The following is an 18,471-nucleotide window of genomic DNA, read 5'->3' as shown; positions in this document are numbered from 1 at the left end:
GGAAGTCCCCACCACCTCACGGTCTCGCACCGGTACGCGCGCCGGTTCTTTCGGCCGGGCCGATACGTCATCCGGGTTGCTCCCGCGGGCCGGACGGCCCGGCCGGCACGATACTCACGACTCCCATTCGTACGTTAATCATATGATCATCCGCTTCTCTTACCGAGTAGCCGTGTCGGCCTGTTCCCTCTGTGTGGCGGGCCTGCTCGCATTGACACCGGCCGCCGCCGCCAGCAGGCACAGCGCCGGAGAACCGGCGCCACCCCCACCCCGGGCAGCGATGCCCGGACCGTCCCTGCTCTACCGCTCCGGCATCCAGGTCCGGGCGCACCACGGCGTGCCCGAGGTGCCCGATGTCTCGGCGTTGTCCTGGCTGATCGCCGACGCCGGCAACGGCGAGGTACTGGCAGCGGACGGCGCACACCGCAAATTGCCGCCCGCGAGCACCCTCAAGACCCTGTTCGCCCTCACCGTGCTGCCCGCGCTGCCCCGCGAACAGCGGCACACCGTGCGCTACGAGGAACTGGAGGACGTGGGCGAGGGCAGCAGCCTGGTCGGCGTCGAGGAGGGGCACTCCTACCGAGTCGAAGACCTGTGGCGAGGCGTCTTCCTCAGCTCCGGGAACGACGCCGTGCACGTACTCGCCTCGCTCGGCGGCGGCCTGGAGACCACGGTCGCACGGATGCAGAACAAGGCCCGCTCACTCGGCGCCCTCGACACCCATGTGGTCTCCCCCGACGGCTACGACAGACCCGGCCAGGTCTCGTCCGCCTTCGACCTGGCGGTGTTCGGTCGCGCAGGGCTGCGCAATCCCGACTTCGCCCGGTACTGTAGAACCGCTCAATCCCGTTTCCCCGGTGACGGCTCGTCGTACCCGATCGAGAACACCAACCGGCTGCTGACCGGTGAGGACGGCGTGATGCCGTATCCAGGGCTGATCGGGATCAAGAACGGCTACACCACCAACGCGGGCAACACACTCGTGGCAGCGGCCCGCCGCGGCGGGCGCACCTTGGTGGCAACCGTGATGAACCCTCAGGAGGGCGGCGGGTTCACCGTGTACGAGGAGGCCCGCGCGCTGCTCGACTGGGGCTTCTCGGCGGCCGGACGGGTGGATCCGGTCGGCTCGCTGGACGCTCTGCGTGCGAAGCCGCACGCGACAGCGGCAGCCGCAGCCGCACCGGTCGTGGCGGCCGCGTCCAGGACGCCGGACGAGGACTCGGGTTGGTCCGGCACCGCCGTCGTCCTGGGGCTGTCGGGGCTGGGGGCGGGAGCCGTGGTGCTGGCGCTGCGGGCCAGGGGCGGCCGGTCATCGCGCAGCTGACCCGTCGGCAGGCCGAGGAGCAGGCCCAGCGTGATCCATGTGTAGGTGTTGCTGCCCAGAAAACCATCAACGCCGGAGGCGTCGTCGTACCACAGCCAGACCACGCTGGTGCAGAACACCGTGTACAGGACCCCCGCGATCCGCAGCCGCCCGGCACGCATCAGCACGGCGAAGGACGGCAGCAGCCACACCAGGTGGTGCACCCAGGTGATCGGGCTGACCAGGCAGGCGGCCGCACCGGTGAGCGCGAAGGCCGCCGTCCAGTCACCGGCCGCGACCGCCCCGCGGCTCCGCCGCGCCCAGACGCACAGGGTCAGCAGGACGGCCATCGCCCACAGCACGCGGTCCGGCTCGCCGAGGCGGGCCAGCACGCCCTGCAGCGACTGGTTCGACACGTAGTCGAGGCGGCCGATCCGACGGGTGTTCCACAGCGCCTCGGTCCAGTAGAACCGCGATGCCCGCGGGTCCGCCCAGGCGGCCATCGCGGTCGCCGCACCGGCGACCGCGGTCGCGATCCCAGCCGACCGCCGACGCCCGACGAGCAGCAACAGGCCGATGAACAGGGCGGGCGTGAGCTTCACGGCCGCGGCGAGCCCGATCCCGGCCCCCGCCCAGCGGCCCCGGCCGCTCGCCAGCAGCCGGCAGTCGACGAGGACGAGGGCGAGCAGTACCAGGTTCACCTGGCCGAAGCTGAACGTGTCACGCAGTGGTTCGAACAGCGCGAGTACGCACAGGCACAGCGCCCAGCGGTACCAGCCGTGCCGACGCCAGCCGTCTCCGGCCAGGAGACGCAGGACGACCGCCAGCGCGGCGAGGTTCGCCAGCAGGGACGCCACGATCGCGGTGGGCCGGCTCAGCGGGGCCAGCGGCAGCATGACGACGGCGGCGAACGGCGGATAGGTGAAGCCGTACGCCGTACCCGGCACCCGGTAGTCGTAGATCCGGCCGCCGTGGTGCACCCATGTGTGCACGGTGCCGTAGTAGACGCGCAGGTCGAAGAAGCCGCGCAGCAGCGGCACGGTCGCCGTGAAGGCCGTCACGGCCACGGCGAGGGCCAGCACGAGCAGTAGGCGGCCCCTAGGTCCGGCCGCGGCCTTCCCCGACCGCCCGGTCACGCGGTGCGTCCCGGGGCGGGGGCCTGCATCTGGGCACGGACCGCCTGGTGGGCCTGCCACAGCACGACCACTGCGAGGGTCGCGCCGGAGACGGCGAGCACCAGTTGTCCGGGGCCGGCGGCGGCGCCGCTCGGCAGTACGGCCAGTGCCAGTGCGCCGGCCAGAGCTGCCACTCGGCGCCGTACCGAGGTGCTGGGTGCCGCGGCGGCAATGAGGAACAGGCCCCACAGCACGTACCAGGGGCGCAGCGCCGGGCCGCACACCGCCACGGCCAGCAGGCTGAGGCCGAGCGCATACACCGGTCTGGAGCGCAGCCGGAGCCATATCAGCACCACGGCGGCGGCAGTGGCCGCGATACCGAGCAAGTGCCAGGCCGGGACGGCCAACGGGGCCAGGCCACTGCCGAGATGTTCCAACAGGACACCGGTGGCGCGGCCCAACAGGCTGGTCAGGGCCCAGTTGTGTGGGGAGACCGGGGTCCGCAGGGCACCGATCCAGCCGTAGCCGGTACCGGCCAAGGCGGTGGCGACGGCAGTCGTTCCGGCCGAGGCCGCCACCGTGGTGAGGGCAGTCGGCAGCGGTCGGCGCCCGACTCCTGCCTGAAGGACCACGACTGCGAGGAGACCGAGCACCGCCGGCGCCTTGACCAGGGCGGCGAGGGTGACGAGGACGGCACCGACAGCGGGACGGCGTCCCCGCGCGGCTACCAGGCCGAGCCCGAGCAGACCGAGCATGATGGCGTCGTTGTGGGCACCCGCGACCAGGTGCAGTAGGACCAGCGGATTGAGGGCGCCGAGCCACAGGGCGGCGCCCGGGTCGGCTCCACTGTGCTGGGCGAGCCGGGGCAGCGACACCGCCATGAGGGCCACACCGGCCAGAGCCATCAGGCGCATGCCGAACAGGCCCGCGGGCAGTTCGCCGCGGGTCAGGCCGGACAGCGCGGAGGCCAGGGCGAGGAAGGCGGGACCGTAGGGCGCCGCGGTGTGCTGCCACATCGGGGCCACCTCGTCGGCGAGTGGGCCGCCGAGCCGGGCCGGTCCCTGGGCGTAGACGTCCAGGTGGGCGTCGACCATGGCGCCCTGCGCGAGATAGCTGTACACGTCCCGGCTGAACAGCGGCGGAGCAAGTAGGAGCGGGGCCGTCCACACGGCCAGTGCCAGGAGCAGGGAGCGCACGGTGGGCGGCTGCGGGCCCCGGACCAGGCGGCCTAGGAGCGCCCAGGCGGCGATCAGCAGGACGACCCCGAAGTACACCCCGACCAGGCCGAGCGCTGCCCGCCCGGAAGACGGGGCCAGCAGCTCCCGGACGGGCAGGGCGCCGGCCGTCTCGCCACCCAGCGCGAGGCAGGTGGTGCCGGTCAGTCCAAGCACCTGGCAACTGCGGAGATCGACGGGGAATGCCACGGCCACGGCAGCAGCGTGTCAACGCCGGATGGCCGGGAGGCGACGCTCCGTCCACCGGTCGGCGGCCCGGACGTGACCGGAGCGTGCGGGCACCGACTCGTGGGGGCGGGGCACTGGCCGGCGCCTGCGCCGACGGGCCGCGCCTCGGGGCCGCCGGCTTCCGGCGCGGCCGGCGGGTCCGCCGGGCGGGTCAGAACACCGACAACCCGGTGAGCGTGGTGAACCGGTCCAGCGCTGCCACCCCGGCCACCGAGTTGCCCCGCTCGTCCAGTCCCGGGCTCCACACGCACAGCGTGCACCGGCCGGGTACGACGGCGATGATCCCGCCGCCCACACCGCTCTTGCCCGGCAGGCCGACCCGGTAGGCGAAGTCACCGGCCGCGTCGTACGTGCCGCAGGTCAACATCACCGCGTTGACCTGCTTGGCCTGGCTGCGGGTGAGCAGTCGGTTGCCGTCGGCACGGATGCCGTGCCGGGCGAGGAAGCCGGTGGCGAGGGCGAGGTCGGCGCAGGAGGCGGCGATGGAGCACTGGCGGAAGTACTGGTCGAGCAGGACGGGTACGTCGCTGTCGATGTTGCCGTAGGAGGCCATGAAATGCGCGAGGGCGGCGTTGCGGTCGCCGTGTGCGGATTCGGAGGCGGCGACCTCCTTGTCGAATCCCAGGGAGGGGTTGCCGCTCTCGGCGCGCAAGAACGCCAGCAGTTCGCCGGCCGCATCTCCGGTACGGGTTTGCAGGCGGTCGGTGACGACGAGGGCGCCCGCGTTGATGAAGGGATTTCGCGGGATGCCGTTCTCGTACTCCAGTTGCACCAGGGAGTTGAACGGGTTGCCGGAGGGCTCGCGGCCCACGTGCTCCCAGAGTTCGTCTCCCTCGCGGGCCAGGTCCAGGGCGAGCGTGAACACCTTGGTGATCGACTGCGCGGAGAACGGCTGCCGCCACTCCCCCACCCCGTACACCGTGCCGTCCAGCTCCGCGACGGCCATGCCGAAGCTGCGGGGGTCACGGGCCGCGAGAGCCGGTATGTAGTCGGCGGGCCGCCCGTGTCCGGGCGCGCGTTCCACCTCCTCGGCGATGCGCTCCAGGACCGGCAGGAAAGTGAGGGACGACGTCGTTGTCATGATCACCATTGTGCCTCCGGATCGGCCCCGGGGCGTCCTCGCCCGCTCTCTGATATGAGCCCGTAATAGCAGGTCAGGCGAGGGGTGTGCGACTGCCCGCAACAACCTCCGGGCGCAGCGAGCCGGTCGGCTTCCCGGGCGGCAGCAAGCCCTTCTCCAGCACCAGTTCGGCCACTTTTCGGCCGGTGGCCAGGGCCCTCCTTGGCGATGCTGGTGGCGGCGGTGTGGCCGATGTGGCGGACGGTCAGGCGCAGTCCGTCAGCGGGGACGGGTCCAGGGCCCGTACCACGCGCACGCGACCGACCGGCTCCCCTCCACCGAGCAGTGCCTCACCCGCGAACCCGGTGAGCAGAGCGGGGTCGACGCCGGCGCGGGCGAGGGCCGCGGCGGCGACCGGAACGCGGGCCCGGTCGGCGCCGTCGGCGATCTTGACGGCGATGGCGCGGCCGTCGGGCAGCGCGGCCACCTGCACGCCCTCGAATCCGTCCTTGGCGAGCAGGCCAGGCACGGCCCGCATCAGCGCGGCGACGTCGCGACCGGACCCGGAGGCCATCTCGGCGTGCTCGCGCATCGCGTCCGCGACCTGGGCCTCGGGCGTCCTGGGGGCGGCCGAGGCGATCCTGGAGAGGGCGCGGGCGAGCCCGAGCAGGGAGATGGAGAACAGTGGTGCCCCGCAGCCGTCCACGGTGACCCGGGCGACGCGCTGGCCGGTGAGGTCCTCGACGGTCCCGACGATGGCCCGCTGCAGAGGGTGCGTCGGGTCGAGGTAGTCCGCCAGCGACCAGCCGTTGAGCTTGGTGGTCCACAGCATGGCCGCGTGCTTGCCGGAGCAGTTCTGGGCGAGCCGCGAGGGCGCGCGCCCCGCACGGACCCATGCGTCCCGCACGGCCGGGGCGAACGGCATGTCGGGGACGTTGCGCAGGTCCTCCTCGGCGAGTCCGGCGAGTTTGAGGATCCGACGGGTGCCGGCGAGATGGCGCTCCTCGCCCGAGTGGCTCGCGGCGGCCAACGACAGCAGTTCACCGTCGAGCGGCAGCCCGGCGCGCAGCATGGCCACGGCCTGGACGGGCTTGACGGCCGAACGCGGGTAGAAGGCGGCTTCGACGTCACCGATCTGGAACTGCACCTGGCCGTCGGCGCCGAGGACGACGACCGAACCATAGTGGACGCCCTCGACCACCCCGCCGCGTATGAGGTGGGCGACGGGGGCGTGGAGCGGTTCGCGGACCTTGGGTGCGTCGGCGGGGGAATCGGTGAAGGTGCTGTACATCACTGCCTGAATCAAGGGTCGGGGCGGCCGGTACGCGGATCACGCGTCGGCGCCGGTGGACATGCGCGAGATAGGGGCCGCGGGCGGCTTCCCGGCCAGCCGCGAGCACCGCGACGATCGGGCGATCAGCGGAAGACAGCGCACGGCGGCGCGGCCGGCGTACTCGGGGACCAGGACACGCCAGGGGCGCGTCGCGGTGTCCCCTCCTTGAGGTGCCGTTCGCTCACGCCCCGGGGCCGCCTTCCGCGGAGGGACCCGTCCGCTGGGGACGCATGATGTCGGTGAGGGTCGTCTCGACGCGGTCCAGGTGATGGCTCATGGCTTCCAGCGAATCGTGTTCGGAACCACTGGTCAGCGCTTCGACGATCGCCCGGTGCTCACGGTTGGACTGCTCACGTCGCCCACCCAGTTCGTTGAGGAAGGCCGACTGGCGTGCCAGTGCGTCCCGGATCTCCTCGATGACCCGGCGGAAGACCGGATTCTGGGCGGCCTCAGCCACCGCGAGGTGGAAGAGGGTGTCCATCGCCACCCACGCGGTGGTGTCCGTCTCCCGCTCCATGCGGTCGAGCAGGTGGTTCAGATGGTCCAGGTTCTCCGGGGTGCGGCGCAGGGCCGCGTACCCGGCGACCGGAATCTCGATGTGGCGGCGCACCTCCAGCAGGTCGCTGGCCGCGTAGTCGCCGAACGTGGGGTCCTCGACCGCTTGGGCGACGACGAAGGTGCCCTTGCCGGTCCGGGACGCGGTCAGGCCCATCGTCTGCAGCGCGCGCAGCGCCTCGCGCAGCACGGGCCGGGAAACTTCCAGGGTGCGGCACAGCTCTGCCTCGGAGGGGAGCTTGTCGCCGACGGCGTACTCGCCGCGCTCGATGGCATCACGGAGGTGGCCGAGGACCGCTTCCATGGCACTGATGCGCCGAAGACCCAGACCACCTGTCTGGCTGTCTGACAGGTTCACGGGGCGATCCTGCGGGTTGCCGGACGGCACTGTCAAGCCTGCCGGTCAGAACGCCCACGGGGTGCGGTGCCTGAACGCAGGCACCGCACCCCGTGGTTCGCGGGAGGATTCGCTCAGCCGTCGACCACGCCGGTGGTGAGCATGCCGAGGATCGCCAGACCGGCGATGATCCGGTAGACGACGAAGGCGTTGAAGGAGTGCTTGGCGACGAACTTGAGCAACCAAGCAATGGAGGCATAGGCGACGACGAAGGACACGAGCGTGCCGACCGCCAGCGGGGCGGCGCCCACGCCCGCGCCGAGGGCGTCCTTCAGTTCGTAGATGCCGGCACCGGTCAGGGCCGGGATGCCGAGGAAGAAGGACAGGCGCGTGGCGGCGACACGATCCAGGTCGAGGATGAGCGCGGTGGACATGGTGGCGCCGGAGCGGGAGAAGCCAGGGAAGAGGAGGGCGAGGATCTGCGAGCAGCCGACCCACATCGCGTCCCTGAGGGACGTGTCGTCCTCACCTCGCTTGTGCCGACCCATCTGGTCGGCACACCACATCACCACAGAGCCGAGGATCAACGAGCCGCCGACCACCCAGAGCGAGGCGAGCGGGCCCTCGATCAGCGGCTTGGCGGCCAGCCCCACGATGACGATCGGAATGGTCGCGTAGATCACCCACCAGGCGAACTTGTAGTCGTGGTGGTAGCGCTCCTCGCGGTTGGTCAGACCGCGGAACCACGCGGACATGATCCGCTTGATGTCTTTGAAGAAGTACACGAGCACGGCGGCGATGGCGCCGACCTGAATAACGGCGGAGAACCCGACGACGGACTTGTCGTCGACGGGGATGTCCATGAGCCCCTCGGTGATCTTCAGGTGGCCGGTGGAGGACACGGGAAGGAACTCGGTCACCCCCTCGACTACTCCGAGGACGACGGCTTGACCGACGGAGATGGCGCTCATGGGATCCAGTTCTGAGGAGAGTTGGTCGACAGTGCTGTAGACAGTACTTACTATGCCCGGCCGTACGACAAGCGCCTAGGCCCACAGTGCGCCAGCAAGCGAAACCCCGGCGAAGGCAGCTCCAAGCCCTCCCACCACACTCGCGAGGACGTTGACGGCAGCATAGAGACCCGAGCCGGCCTCGGTGAGCCGCAGGGTCTCGTACGAGAACGTCGAGTAGGTCGACAGTGCGCCGCACAGCCCGGTCCCCAGCAGCAGTTGCACAGGGGACCCGGTGACCCCGGCCGAGGCGGCGCCCGCGAGCAGCCCCAGGACCAGGCAGCCGGTGAGGTTCACGACGAACGTGCCCCACGGGAAGAGGGAGTCGTGACGGGCCTGTACAGCACGGTCGGTGAGGTAGCGCAGGGGCGCGCCGATCATGGCCCCGGCGATGACCAGCAGCCAGTTCACAACGACTTCTTACCCTTCGGATCCGCCTGGTCCAGGCCGGACCTCCCCACGTACCGGACGACCTCGCACTCCTCCAGCGTCACAAGGCCTTCGTCCACGAGTTCGTCCAGTTGCGGCAGGAACTCCCGGACCCGGTCCTCGGTGTCCACCACGACCACCGCGACCGGCAGGTCCTCGCTCAGGGACAGCAACCGCGAGGTGTGGATGCGGGAGGAGGCCCCGAAGCCCTCGATGCCCCGGAAGACGCTCGCCCCGGCGAGTCCGGCGGCGTGCGCGCGGTGCACGATCTCGGAGTAGAGGGGCTTGTGGTGCCAGGTGTCGTCCTCGCCGATGTAAACGGTCAGCCTGAGGGCGCGGCCGTTGAGTGATGTCATCGCTGCCTCCTGATCAGCACCCGGCGCGCGGCGGCCGAGGCCAGCCACACCGCCGTGAGGGCCGCGACCAGTGTCGCGGCGAGATAGGCCAGTCCGGTCCCGGGGTGACCACCGTCGATCAGTGCGCGGGTGTCGACGGCGTAGGTGGAGAAGGTGGTGAAGCCGCCGAGGACTCCGGTACCGAAGAAGGGACGGACGAGACGGTGAGCGGCCCACACGTCGGTGATGAGCACCATGAACACGCCGATCACCGCGCAGCCGACGACGTTGGTCCAGAACGTCGCCCAGGGAAAGCTCCCGGCGGGCGCGGGCCAGGCCAGGCCCAGTCCGTAGCGTGCCGACGCGCCGAGGGCTCCGCCGAGCGCCACCACCATGACGATGGGTGCTTGGGTACGCCACTCGGACCGACGTCGGCCGGCGGGACGGACGCGGATGCTCTCGGCTTCCGGGGCTGTCATGTCGTACGTCTCCTGTTCAGGCCTGCCCCGACGGGTGATCACGGCCGGGCACCAGGGTACCGCCGGGCGGGCGACCGGTTACCCTGCGGGGGCCGGGCGCAAACCGCGACGCCCGGCTCCCAGAGACTGCCGAGGACCAGGTGCCCGCCCACCGCGCAGACACTGGTGACCATCCGGAATCCGGAGCGGCGGCGGACGAGGTGGTGGACGGTACGGCCGTCGTCGTCGAGGGCCATCACGCCGATCGTCCCGCCCGGCCGGAACGGCGCGTGGACGGCAGCCCGGGCTGCGCCGCGGCGTACGGCGGGCGGGGTGTGGTGCAGGAGGTCCAGGGGCGGAACGCGCGGACCGGCCAGGGCGACCCAGATGGGGCCGTCGACTCCTTCGCGCCAGAGGTTGTCGGGCATGCCGGGGAGGGCGGCGAAGAGGTCGGTGCGACCGGCCCGCGGGCCGGTCAGGTGACAACGGGTCAGTCGACAGGCACCGGTCTCGGCGATCACCAGGAAGGAACCGTCGCCGCTGAGGGCCAGGCCGTTGGCGAACTGCAGCCCCTCCAGTACGACGTCAACGCTGCCACCCTCAGGTTCGATCCGGAGCAGCCGCCCGGTACCGGTGTGTTCGACGATGTCGCCGATCCACTGGCCGAGGGGGTAGCGGCGGCTGGAGACGGTGACGTACACGGTGCCGTCGGGCAGCGCGATGGCATTGCTGCAGAACCGGAGCCGCTCCCCCGCCACCGAGTCGGCCAGCACATGGACGCTACCGCCGCTGGGGCCGACGTGGAGCAGCCCGCGTTCCGCGTCGCACACCAGCAGGGAACCGTCCGGCAGGAGTTCGAGCCCGAGCGGCCGTCCGCCGGTCTCCGCCAGGACCTCCACCCGGGCAGTGCGCGGGTCGCCGAGGTGGTGAATCCGCAGGACGCGCCCGTCCTCGGTCCCCGTCAGCACGCGACCGTGCGGATCGGCCACCACGTCCTCGGGGCCGCGTGCGCCCAGGGAAACGTAGTGGAGCGGTACGAGTGCCGTGGACGGTCCCATGTGCGCTGCCCTTCGCCGTGCGTCGGACCGCCCGAGCGGTCCGGCCGCGAGAATGCCCGCACCGGCACCTTAACGGCCGGGCCGGCCCGCCCCTCCCGAAGGTCAGGCGCTCACCAACCCTTCTCGAACATCCGGGCCACCTCGGCGATGCGGATTTCGTCGCGCCGGTAGTAGGTTCGGCAGCGGAACCGCCGCGTGTGGAGCAGGCCGACCCGGGTGAGGAAGCACAGATGGGCGTGAGCGGTCCGGCGGGGTACACCGAGCTTGGCGGCGACGGCCCGGGCGGTGACACCGGTACCGGTGGGGTCGCGGTGGTTCGGGGCCGGAAAGTGGGCCGCTGGGTCCTTGAGCCACACCAGGATGGTCTGCCGCATCCGACCCGAGGCAGTTCCCATCATCCGTCCACCCTCCGTCCCGGTCCTCCTCTACGCAGGGTCCCCACTGTGGCGCGGACGACGGTGTCACGTGCCCGACTTGGCGGCTGTTGTCCGGTACCGACCGGTCGCGCGGCCGAACACCGTGCGCCGAGGCCCGGAACGCCCAGGCAACCGGCGGTGAAGCGGCCGCTGCCTGCAGCCGGCGCCCCGTCGCGCGTGGCCCGACACTCGCCGTGCCCCCTCACACACATGACCCGGCGTTGGCCGAACCGCGTCCCGGAGGGAGGGCCCCGCCGCGCTCCGCGCAGTCGGCGCGGGCGTCGCACCTACCGCGAACGAGGCGGGGCGTCAGCGCTCGCCCGGCCTGACCAACCGGTGACCGCGGGAACCCGCAACCGGTCAGGATCCAAGAAGCCCCAGCGGACCCCCCGGCCGTAGCGTGAAGGCACCGGCGAGGAACCGCCGGACCACACCATCCGGACAGGAGTGAGTCGCATGACCACCGGCCTACAGACGATCATCTACCCCGTGAAGGACCTGGAGCGGGGCAAGGCACTGTTCACCGCCCTGCTGGGCGTCGAGCCGTACGCGGACGAGCCCTACTACGTCGGCTTCAAGGCAGCGGGACAGGACGTCGGGCTCGACCCGAACGGGCACGCCAAAGGTATGACGGGGCCGGTGCCGTACTGGCACGTGCAGGACCTGAAGCAGCGGCTCACGGCCCTGGTGGAGGCGGGCGCGGAGTTGCTCCAGGATGCGCAGGACGTCGGCGGCGGCAGGTTGATCGCATCCGTCAAGGACGCCGACGGCAACCTGGTGGGGCTGCTGCAGGATCCGGTCGCCTGAGTGAGCTGCACCTACCCGCAGCATATTAGTTGCACATTCAACCACTGGCTGGATCGGTGCTACGGTGCAGTCATGGCAGTCAAGACGGCCGGTGCCCGGCTCGAGGAATTGTGGCGGGACATCCTCACGGTGCACGCGCGGACCATGTGCGAGATCGACCGCGTCCTGCATCCGCACGGGCTGGGCGCCAGCGATTTCGAAGTGCTGGACATCCTGGCGTCCGCGTCCCCCGAGGAGGGCGACCACTGCCGGGTGCACAACCTCGTCGGACGGGTCCACCTCAGCCAGAGCGCGTTGTCCCGGTTGATTGCCCGGCTGGAGAAGGACGGTCTGGTACGGCGCTCGGTGTGCACGGAGGATCGCCGTGGAGTGTGGGTGGCGCTCACCCGCAAGGGCCGCGACGTGTACGCCGAGGTGCTGCCGCTGCAGCGGGCAGTACTGGAACGCATGCTGGCCGAGCGGACGGGACCGTAGCGCCGTCCGCTCCTCAGCTCCGCTCACAGCCCACGCTCTCAGCGGGCGAGCAGGGTGCGCACCCCCTGCGAGGTGAGCGTCAGCGCGTGGGCAGAACTGCCGTCGATGGCGAGGGAGAGGTCCTCTTCGGGCCACTGCGACGCGAGTGCACCCAACGGGATCAGACGGTAGCGCGAGACGAACGGCAGCAGCTCGGCCATCTCGCCCTCCGAGGTGAACACCGGGACCACCGGGTCGCCGCTTGGCTGTTCCAGGATGGGCAGGGCCACTGTGGCAGGGTCGGCACCCTCTCCGTCGACAGCGTCGTCCGGCACCGGGACGAGCACGTCACTGTGGGCGAGGGTCTCCAGGGCGGCCTGGTCGTCGGCGTTCACGGTCAGCGCGTCCAGCGCCTGCCGGGCCGGGTTCGGCTGGTCGTCGTATGCGGGTGTCTCCATGGCAGATCCCCTGGTGGCGATGGTCGTACGGGCTACCCGGACAGGATGCCGTCCGGGCGCGCTCCCGCCTCGCGTACCCAGCGGAGTGCCGGACATGCGTCCGAATCGCCGGCGGTCCGGTCGGCCGCCGGGTCAGCCGGGGTGACACCGAACACCGCCCGTGCTGGGCGCGGACGTACCGCGGCGCAGCTCAGGGGCTCGCGGGGTCCGCGAAAAGGTGCTGCGTGTCGCTGACAGCGTCGGCGATCGCCAGGATTCCGTCGGGCAATGCGGCCTGGCAGCGCGGCGCACGGAGGCCGGCCTGGGGCGTCGGCCGGCCTGGGGCGTCGGCCGGCCTGGGGCGTCGGCCGGCCTGGGCACGGAACACCGCGGGGGTCCGCGGCGCCTCGCCAGGCCGGGCTCCGCGGGCCTCAGTGCCCTGGGGGACTTCCAGCCGGGGCCGGGCCACTGTCCGGGCGCACGACCGGCATGCCGAGGACGACCGGCCCCGGGGTGCCCGGGCCCTTGCACGAATCGTGGCAGTCCTTCTCCAGGCTGCAGCACAGTGAGCAGACGGAGCCCTGGTGGAAGGAGCACGCGGCCATGTCGGGCCTTTCGAAGTCAGTCGTGCACACGTCGCAGGTCAGCGTGGTGGCCGAGAGCAAACCGTCCGCTCCAAGCAGCGGCTCCTCCAGGCCGTCCACCCGGGCGATGTAGTAGCGGCCCCTGGTGAGCACCGCGAACAGCGGCGACAGCACCATGGCCAGAAACAGCGCGACGAACGGCGAGTACGCCTTGCCGTATTCCCCGAACGCCCCGAAGTACGCGGCGATGGAGACCGCGGAGGCGAGCAGCATCGAGCCGAAGCCGACCGGATTGAAGTGGTGGAGGTGGGCCCGCTTGAACTCGATGTACGACGGGCTCAGCCCGAGCGGTTTGTTGACGACCAGGTCGGCGACGACCGCGCCGATCCAGGCGATCGCCACATTGGAGTAGAAACCGAGGACCGTGTTGAGGAAGCCGAAGACCCCGCCCTCCATCAGGGCCAGTGCGATGCCGACGTTGAGGAAGATGTAGACCACCCGGCCGGGGTGCCGGTGGGTCAGCCGGGAGAAGAAGTTCGACCAGGACAGCGAACCGGAGTAGGCGTTGGTTGAGTTGATCTTTATCTGGGACAGGATGACGAAGAACGTGGCCAGCCCGAGGGCGACCGGCGCGGCGAAGGTCCTGAATCCGTGTACGTACTGCTGGATGGGCTCGTTGGCCTTGCCCAGCCCGATGCTGCCGGCCACGTAGAAGGCGAGGAAGGCACCCCCGAGCTGCTTCAGCGCGCCCAGGACCACCCAGCCGGGGCCCGCGCCGAGCACCGCGGCCCACCACCGGCGGCCGTTCTCAGGTGTCTTGTCCGGCATGAAGCGCAGGTAGTCGACCTGCTCCCCGATCTGTGCGATGAGCGACAGGGCGACGCCCGCGCCTGCTCCGACGCCGAGCATGCTGATGGCCGACCCGGTGGGCGAGTCGCCCGCGAAGTGTGTGAACTGCGAGAACTTCCCGGGTTCTTGGACCGCGATGGACACGAACGGCGCGACCATCAGTACCAGCCAGATCGGCTGAGTCCACACCTGCATCTTCGACAGCGCGGTCATGCCGTAGACGACGAGCGGCAGGATGATCAACGAGCAGACGACGTATCCGACGGCGAGCGGGATGTGCAGTCCCAGTTCCAGGGCCTGCGCCATGATGGAGCCTTCGAGGGCGAAGAAGATGAAGGTGAAGGTGAAGCTGGCGTAGATCACCGAGGTCAGCGTGGACCCGAGGTAGCCGAAGCCCGCACCTCGGGTCAGTAGGTCCATGTCGATGGAGTACTTCGCCGAGTAGTACGAGATCGGGATGCCGGTGAGGAAGATGACCACCGCAGCCGTCAGGATCGCCACCGCCGCACTGGAAAAGCCGTGGGAGACGGCGATCGAGCCGCCGATCGCGAAATCAGCGAGATAGGCGATGCCGCCCAGGGCCGTGGTGGCCACGACGTACGGTGTCCAGCGGCGGAACGACTTGGGCGCGTAACGCAGCGAGTAGTCCTCCAGCGTGTCGCTCCGCGTCCACCCGTTGTAGGTCCGGCCGCTCGGGGCCGGCGGCGCCTGGTTGTCCACGATCTCCGTCACGGCTGCTCCCTCTTCGTGCGGGCCGCCTCGGACGTGCGAGGGGTTTCAGGGAAGGTTCGCGCCGCGTCGTTGCTACGCCGTTTCGCGGCCTTTACATCGCCGGACACGATTCCCCGGGCGACCGCTCCGCACCGGGCCCTGTGGGGCGCTGGTCCGCGCTGCGGCAGAGGGCGCCCGTGGTCCGGTGGCTACGAGGCCGTCATCGCCGCACCCTGCGGTTCGGGACGTACGGCCAGACGCCCCGCACGGGCCAGCAGTGCGACGCAGGCCGCGCAGAGCGCCCCCGTCGCGGCCAGTGCCCACCAGGTCAGCTCCGGATGTCCCAGCCGGTCCGCCGTGTCCCACAGGGCTCCGGTAGCCAAGTTGCCGAGGGTGACGCCCAGGCCGGAGACCGTGTTGTACAGCCCGTAGTGGGTGGCCACCAGGCGCCCGCCGGCCAGGGAGACAACCGTGTCCATCTCGAACGGGTAGACCAGGGCCGTGCCGAGGCCGAGCAGGACGACGGTGGTGGCCAGGGGGACGAGCACCGCGGCCCGGCGCAGCAGGCCGGCGTTCCCGTCGCCCAGGTCCACGTCCGGGAGCAGGGGCAGGAACGCCGCTCCCATCAACGCGACGCCGTACACGATGGCACGCTGGGCCGACCAGCGTGTCCGGGCCCATGCGGTGATCTTGAGCTGGGCGGTCACGGCCACTGCGGCGGACAACGCGAACAGCCCCGTGGTCACTGCGTCCGCCCGGCCCGGAGCGAGCCGGCGAGCCTGCAGCGGCAGTGCCAGGTACACCTGGAAGGAGAGCACGTAGGAGCCGACCATGGCGGCGGCGAAGAGCAGGAACGGGCGGTTGTCGACGACCGTGCGCCAGGCTGTGAGGATCCCGGTGCCGGGCTCGGGCCGTGCGGCACCCGGGCGGCTGGGCAGCATGCGGAGCTGAATGAGCGTCAGGCCGAGGAAGAGCAGGGCGGCGACGGCACAGACGAGCCGGAAGTCGGCCGCGAGCAGGGCGAGTCCGACGAGCGGGCCGACGAACATCCCGGCCTGGTAGAAGACGTTGAAGACGGCGAACGCCTCCACTCGTCGCTTCCCCGACTCGTGGGCCAGGTAGGCGCGGACGGCCGGATTGAAGAGCGCGCCGGCGAATCCGGTGGCCGCGGAGGCGACGGTGAGCGCGGGCAGGGTGTCGACGAGGCCGAGCAGGCCGAAGCCGGCGGTACGCAGTACGCATCCGGCCACGATCATGTTCTTGTAGCCGAGCCGGTCGGCGAGTGTCCCGCCGACGAGAAACATCCCCTGCTGGGTGAGGTTCCGCACCCCCAGTACCAGGCCGACCGCCCAGGCTGCCATCCCCAGGTCTCCCGACAGGTGGACGGCCAGGTAGGGCATGAGCATGTAGAAAGCCGTGTTGATGGTGAACTGCTGGACCATCAGCAGCCGGACGCACCCGCTGAACGAACGGAACTGCCGGATCACGGACTTCACCGCGCCGCCCCTACCGGAACGGTGACGCCGGTGCACCTGGTCCAGCGTTCGACCGTACGCTCGTCGGGATGGGCGATCTCGTCCGGGTCCGCGGCCACAGTGCCGCCCAACAGGTCGTGGGCCCGGCAGTAGTCGTCGCTGTAGACAGTATTCCAGTAGCGGTGCACACCGTCCGGGAAGACCGCGACGACACGCGTGCGTTCCGGCTCTGTACGGGCGAGCCAGCCGGCGACGAGGGCTACCGCGCCCACGCTCCAGCCTCCGCTCGCCCAGTGCCCGCGGACCAGTCGTCGGCAGGACCGGACCGCTTCTGCCGGGGCCACCCAGTGAACTTCGTCGAAGGCCGCATGGTCGACGTTGCGGGGATGGATGCTGCTGCCCAGGCCGCGCATGAGGCGTGTCCCGGCGGGCTGGCCAAACACGGTGGAACGGACCGAGTCGACGCCGACGAGCCTCAGTTCCGGGTGGAGGGCACGCAGCGTACGCGCGATGCCCACCGAATGCCCACCGGTGCCGACCGCGGCAACCAGGACGTCGATCCGGCCGAGCTGGACGACGAGTTCGAGGGCGAGCGAGGCGTAGGCGGCGACGTTGTCCGGGTTGTGGTACTGGTCGGGGCACCAGGCCGACGGCGTGCGGGCGAGCAGTTCACGCACGCGTCGACGGCGCGCTTCCTGCCAGCCGCCCTCCGGGTGGGGGGCGGTGACCAGATCGACCTGGGCGCCGAGGGCGCGCAGTTGGTGTGCCATCAGGGGTTCCATACCGGGATCGGTGACCAGGGTGACGGCATGCCCGTACGTCATTCCCGCCAGCGCCAGCCCGAGACCGAGGGTGCCGCTGGTGGACTCGATGACGGGCGCACCGGGTGCCAACTCCCCCCGGCGACGGGCGGCGGCAACCATGTGGAGGGCGGGCCGGTCCTTGAGGCCGCCCGGGTTGGTGCTCTCCAGCTTCGCCCAGAATCCCCGTCCTGCCGGGTTGAACGGCTCGCCGATCCACAGCACCGGGGTGTTGCCGACCATGCCGGCCGGTGAACGACGCGGCGCTCCGGCGGGTCGGGGTAGTCGGTGTGCCGCGAGGAAGGAGGTGATGTCGCCTGGGGAGACGCCGTGCACGACGGTGCTCATGTGGGTCCTTTTCGTGGCCGCCTTGACGGGGCCGCGCCGGTGTGCCGTACAGATCGGGGTGCCGAAGGGGCCGGCGCCGGGCGCCGGCGGCACGCTCACACACGGCTGACGCAGACCAGGCGCAGCAGACGGGCCCCGGCGGGCACCACCCCGACGGAGCCTCCGTGCCGCCGCCGGTACGTGCCGGACCGCATCGGGCCGGTGGACCGGCTCCCGAGGAAATGGAGAGCGGTGAGCAGGAGCAGGAGGAGGACCCCGGCCGTGCTACGCGCTTCGGCCGGCCAGCCTCCCGGATCGCAGCACGGCGCGCCGTGGCCCGGACGATGCCCGGCTCCCTGGGCAGGCGCGCCGTGTCTTGTCTGCCCCATGGACGGCAGAGTCTGCACGACGGACTCTTGGTGCGGCGTGGCTGCGGCGGCAACTGTTCCAGCGCAGCCATGACTCCCCGACAGATGTGCGACACAGCTGAACGCATGGGCCGTGAGCGCCAGCACCAGACCCACCAGGAGGGCGATGACGGTCCCGCGCCTCTGCGCACGGGCCGCGGCTTCCTGCGGCATGCGACAGATCGTAGGCGGTAGCAGCGGGTGGGCGGCTCGTTCCGGCCGCCCACCCGTGTGTCGCGTCGCACCGCCTCGGGTTGTACGTCTTGGTTCCGGCTCGGCCGGGGTGCCGCGGGCCGGGCCGTCAGCCGAAGAGGCTGGAGGTGCCGTCCTGCCGCACCACGCACAGTGCCCAGATGATGAACCCGGAGATGGCGATCATCACGATCGACCAGATCGGGTAGTACGGCAGCGAGAGGAAGTTGGAGATGATGATCAGTGCGGCGATGACCACTCCGGAGACCCGTGCCCACAGCGCGACTCGGAAGAGTCCGATGCTCACGAGCACCGCGACGACGCCCAGGATCAGGTGGACCCAGCCCCAGCCGGTGAGGCTGAACTGGAAGACGTAGTTGGGCGTCGTGACGAAGATGTCATCCTGGGCGATCGCCATGATGCCGCGGAAGATGGCGAGGATCCCCGCGAGCAGGAGCATGACTGCGGCGAACGCCGTCAGGCCCGTGGCCCACTCTTCCCTGGCGGTAGGTGTGTGCGCGCTGTGTGTGGCGGTCATCGTGTTCCCTCGTTTCCCT

19 protein-coding genes and 2 pseudogenes are annotated in these 18,471 nt (G+C 70.8%); 3 read left to right on the top strand and 18 right to left on the bottom strand.

From position 1 onward, the window contains the following. Window positions 1-142: 142 nt before the first annotated feature. Window positions 143-976, top strand: a pseudogene (locus LK06_RS34720) (D-alanyl-D-alanine carboxypeptidase family protein); the annotation flags it as partial. A gap of 59 nt (window positions 977-1,035) precedes the next feature. On the opposite strand, the gene LK06_RS35135 reads toward LK06_RS34720, so the two are convergent. The 12 genes and pseudogenes from LK06_RS35135 to LK06_RS30310 form a co-directional block, all read right to left on the bottom strand. After that, window positions 1,036-2,439 (bottom strand): glycosyltransferase family 87 protein, encoded by a 1,404-nt coding sequence (locus LK06_RS35135; protein ID WP_052318895.1) that lies wholly within the window; start codon window positions 2,437-2,439, stop codon window positions 1,036-1,038. Beyond that, window positions 2,436-3,842 (bottom strand): polyprenol phosphomannose-dependent alpha 1,6 mannosyltransferase MptB, encoded by a 1,407-nt coding sequence (gene mptB / locus LK06_RS30360; RefSeq protein WP_039652213.1) that lies wholly within the window; start codon window positions 3,840-3,842, stop codon window positions 2,436-2,438. Before mptB ends, LK06_RS35135 begins: the two co-directional genes overlap by 4 nt. A gap of 190 nt (window positions 3,843-4,032) precedes the next feature. Next, a complete protein-coding gene (locus tag LK06_RS30355; protein WP_039651848.1) occupies window positions 4,033-4,971 on the bottom strand; it encodes a glutaminase in 939 nt (312 codons plus the stop codon). Between the two features lie 64 nt (window positions 4,972-5,035). Next, a pseudogene (aspA, locus tag LK06_RS34710) lies at window positions 5,036-5,198 on the bottom strand (aspartate ammonia-lyase); the annotation flags it as partial. 8 nt (window positions 5,199-5,206) lie between these two features. Further along, window positions 5,207-6,232: an asparaginase gene (locus LK06_RS30345; RefSeq protein WP_174673957.1), complete on the bottom strand. Its 1,026-nt coding sequence runs from the start codon at window positions 6,230-6,232 to the stop codon at window positions 5,207-5,209. 223 nt (window positions 6,233-6,455) lie between these two features. Continuing rightward, window positions 6,456-7,187 (bottom strand): FadR/GntR family transcriptional regulator, encoded by a 732-nt coding sequence (locus LK06_RS30340; protein ID WP_043409370.1) that lies wholly within the window; start codon window positions 7,185-7,187, stop codon window positions 6,456-6,458. Window positions 7,188-7,300: 113 nt separating this feature from the next. Beyond that, complete coding sequence (locus LK06_RS30335) at window positions 7,301-8,137, bottom strand: undecaprenyl-diphosphate phosphatase (protein ID WP_039651852.1); 837 nt, start codon at window positions 8,135-8,137, stop codon at window positions 7,301-7,303. Window positions 8,138-8,212: 75 nt separating this feature from the next. Further along, window positions 8,213-8,587 (bottom strand): fluoride efflux transporter CrcB, encoded by a 375-nt coding sequence (crcB, locus tag LK06_RS30330; RefSeq protein ID WP_039651854.1) that lies wholly within the window; start codon window positions 8,585-8,587, stop codon window positions 8,213-8,215. After that, window positions 8,584-8,961: a DUF190 domain-containing protein gene (locus LK06_RS30325; protein WP_039651856.1), complete on the bottom strand. Its 378-nt coding sequence runs from the start codon at window positions 8,959-8,961 to the stop codon at window positions 8,584-8,586. The genes crcB (LK06_RS30330) and LK06_RS30325 overlap by 4 nt, the downstream gene beginning before the upstream one ends. Then, entirely contained in the window at window positions 8,958-9,419 is a 462-nt protein-coding gene (gene crcB / locus LK06_RS30320; RefSeq protein WP_039651857.1) for a fluoride efflux transporter CrcB, read from the bottom strand. The genes LK06_RS30325 and crcB (LK06_RS30320) overlap by 4 nt, the downstream gene beginning before the upstream one ends. A gap of 38 nt (window positions 9,420-9,457) precedes the next feature. Then, window positions 9,458-10,456, bottom strand: a complete 999-nt coding sequence (locus tag LK06_RS30315; RefSeq protein ID WP_052269877.1) for an SMP-30/gluconolactonase/LRE family protein — start codon at window positions 10,454-10,456, stop codon at window positions 9,458-9,460. Between the two features lie 110 nt (window positions 10,457-10,566). Continuing rightward, window positions 10,567-10,854, bottom strand: a complete 288-nt coding sequence (locus LK06_RS30310) for a helix-turn-helix domain-containing protein (protein WP_039651859.1) — start codon at window positions 10,852-10,854, stop codon at window positions 10,567-10,569. 474 nt (window positions 10,855-11,328) lie between these two features. Between LK06_RS30310 and LK06_RS30305 the strand changes: the two genes are divergently transcribed. Together LK06_RS30305 and LK06_RS30300 are read left to right on the top strand one after the other, a co-directional pair. After that, window positions 11,329-11,679 (top strand): VOC family protein, encoded by a 351-nt coding sequence (locus LK06_RS30305; RefSeq protein WP_039651861.1) that lies wholly within the window; start codon window positions 11,329-11,331, stop codon window positions 11,677-11,679. A 72-nt stretch (window positions 11,680-11,751) separates the two neighbouring features. Next, window positions 11,752-12,153 (top strand): MarR family winged helix-turn-helix transcriptional regulator, encoded by a 402-nt coding sequence (locus tag LK06_RS30300; protein ID WP_039651863.1) that lies wholly within the window; start codon window positions 11,752-11,754, stop codon window positions 12,151-12,153. A 38-nt stretch (window positions 12,154-12,191) separates the two neighbouring features. On the opposite strand, the gene LK06_RS30295 is transcribed toward LK06_RS30300, so the two are convergent. From LK06_RS30295 to LK06_RS30275, 6 genes are all read right to left on the bottom strand, one after another. Then, the gene (locus tag LK06_RS30295; RefSeq protein WP_039651865.1) at window positions 12,192-12,590 is read right to left on the bottom strand and encodes an SseB family protein; all 399 of its coding nucleotides are present in this window, start codon (window positions 12,588-12,590) and stop codon (window positions 12,192-12,194) included. Window positions 12,591-13,000: 410 nt separating this feature from the next. After that, window positions 13,001-14,734 (bottom strand): purine-cytosine permease family protein, encoded by a 1,734-nt coding sequence (locus tag LK06_RS30290; protein ID WP_052318894.1) that lies wholly within the window; start codon window positions 14,732-14,734, stop codon window positions 13,001-13,003. Between the two features lie 188 nt (window positions 14,735-14,922). Beyond that, window positions 14,923-16,209 carry an MDR family MFS transporter gene (locus tag LK06_RS30285; protein ID WP_039651866.1) on the bottom strand — a complete coding sequence of 429 codons (1,287 nt, stop codon included), beginning with the start codon at window positions 16,207-16,209 and terminating at the stop codon, window positions 14,923-14,925. Next, entirely contained in the window at window positions 16,206-17,336 is a 1,131-nt protein-coding gene (locus LK06_RS30280; protein WP_078858800.1) for a PLP-dependent cysteine synthase family protein, read from the bottom strand. Before LK06_RS30280 ends, LK06_RS30285 begins: the two co-directional genes overlap by 4 nt. 95 nt (window positions 17,337-17,431) lie before the next feature. Then, window positions 17,432-17,896, bottom strand: coding sequence for a hypothetical protein (locus LK06_RS33540; protein WP_043409366.1), 465 nt, complete (start codon window positions 17,894-17,896; stop codon window positions 17,432-17,434). Window positions 17,897-18,023: 127 nt separating this feature from the next. Then, window positions 18,024-18,452, bottom strand: coding sequence for a DUF7144 family membrane protein (locus LK06_RS30275; protein ID WP_039651868.1), 429 nt, complete (start codon window positions 18,450-18,452; stop codon window positions 18,024-18,026). Window positions 18,453-18,471: the final 19 nt, after the last annotated feature.

It is taken from the genome of Streptomyces pluripotens, assembly GCF_000802245.2.
In the GTDB taxonomy this organism is placed as follows: domain Bacteria; phylum Actinomycetota; class Actinomycetes; order Streptomycetales; family Streptomycetaceae; genus Streptomyces; species Streptomyces pluripotens.
This window is presented reverse-complemented; position numbering and strand designations above follow the sequence as displayed.